This is a genomic window from Mesorhizobium sp. M2A.F.Ca.ET.067.02.1.1, assembly GCF_004023285.1.
Lineage (GTDB): Bacteria > Pseudomonadota > Alphaproteobacteria > Rhizobiales > Rhizobiaceae > Mesorhizobium.
The window spans coordinates 1-1669 of record NZ_RZSB01001034.1 but is presented as its reverse complement, the minus strand read 5'-3'; the positions used below and the strand labels follow the sequence as shown (position 1 = coordinate 1669).

The 1669-nt window shown below is 70.1% G+C and carries 2 protein-coding genes; both read left to right on the top strand.

Annotation, left to right across the window (positions count from 1 at the left end):
* The coding region (locus tag EOA28_RS35090; RefSeq protein ID WP_281060955.1) for an exodeoxyribonuclease VII large subunit at positions 1–817 on the top strand (817 nt) is incomplete at its 5' end.
* A gap of 7 nt (positions 818–824) precedes the next feature.
* Positions 825–1669, top strand: an 845-nt coding sequence (locus EOA28_RS35085; protein WP_128315817.1) for a P1 family peptidase, incomplete at its 3' end; no start/stop codon positions are given.

Here is a 1669-nt window from a genome sequence, read left to right as displayed (position 1 = left end):
GACCGATACGACTCTGATCGACTTCGTCGCCGATAGGCGCGCGCCAACGCCGACGGGCGCGGCCGAGATCGCCGTGCCGGTCAGGGCGGACCTGGAGGCTACCTTGGCCAGCCTTGGCGCGCGGCTCAATGCCTGCGCTTCGCGGCATCTGGAGCGCAAACGCCAGGCGGTGCGCGCGGCGGCGCGCGCGCTCCCCTCGCCCGACCAGTTGCTGGCGCTGCCGCGCCGCCGTTTCGACGATGCGACCAGCCGCCTCGGCCGCGGGCTGACGGTGAATATCGAGCGCAAGCGGGCGACGCTGGAGCGGCAAAGGTTGACGCCGGCGACCCTGTCGCGGCGCGTCAACGAGGCCCGCACACTGACCGGCCGCGACATCGCGCGGGCGCGGGCGGCGTTCTTCGCCATCGTGCGCGAGCGGCGCCAGCGCTTCCAGCGCAATTCGACGCGCCTGTCGCCGGCTCCGATCGCCCGGCGCCAGAAGCTGCAGGCCGACGCGCTGGCCGGACTGTCGCGCAGGCAGGACCAGGCGCTGGCACGGCGGCTCGACCGGATTCGCGCGGCGCTGACCCAGGCCGACCGGCTGCTATCCACTCTTTCGCACAAAGCCGTGCTGGCGCGCGGCTTCGCGCTGGTCAAGGACGCCGACGGCGCCGTCATCAAGCGGGTCGCGGAATTGGCGCCGGGCGCGGCGCTGCAGCTTGAATTCGCCGACGGCACTGCCGAGGCCATCGCCACCAGCGGCGGCGCGCGGCCGAAGCTGGCCGCGAAGCCGTCCGCCAAGGCCAGGGAGCCGGGCAATCAGGGCTCGTTGTTCTGAGGACCGCATGAGCAGTCACGACCCGCATCTTCGCACGCCTTCCGGCAAGCCGCGCCTGCGCTCCTTCGGCATCGCGCTCGACGGCACGCCAGGCCGTTTCAACGCCATCACCGACGTTCCAGGCGTGTCGGTGGGCTACACGACGCTGATTTCCGGCGATGGTCCGCTGCGTGTCGGCAACGGACCGGTGCGCACCGGCGTCACCGCGATCCTGCCAGGGCCGGTTCAGGAACTCGCGACGCCGGTTTTCGCCGGCGTGTTCAGCCAGAACGGCAATGGCGAGCTGACAGGAACGCATATCATCGAGGAGACCGGCGCCTTCAACTTCCCGGTCACCATCACCAACACGCATTCCTGCGGCGTCACCCGCGACGCCACGCTGCGCTGGATGCACAAGGTGCTGCCAGCCGCGCTCGACACAGGCTGGGGCCTGCCGGTGGCGGCCGAGACCTATGACGGCTTCCTCAACGACATCAATGGCCATCATGTGAGCGTGGAGCATGTCGTCGCCGCGCTCGACAGGGCCCGCGGCGGCGCGATCGAGGAAGGCAGCGTCGGCGGCGGCACCGGGATGATCACCTTCGGCTTCAAGGCCGGATCAGGCACCGCCTCGCGCATCGTCGAATGGCAAGACAAGCGCTACACGCTGGGTGTCTTCGTGCAGTCGAATTTCGGCAAGAGGCACAATTTCACCATTCGCGGCCGGCGCATCGGGCAGGAGCTTGTCGACCCGGCGATCCGCGAGGCGACGGCGCGCGCCGAAAAGGGTTCGATCATCGCCGTGGTCGCCACCGACGCCCCGTTCCTGCCGCATCAGATGAAGCGGCTCGCCCGGCGCGTGCCGCTCGGCAT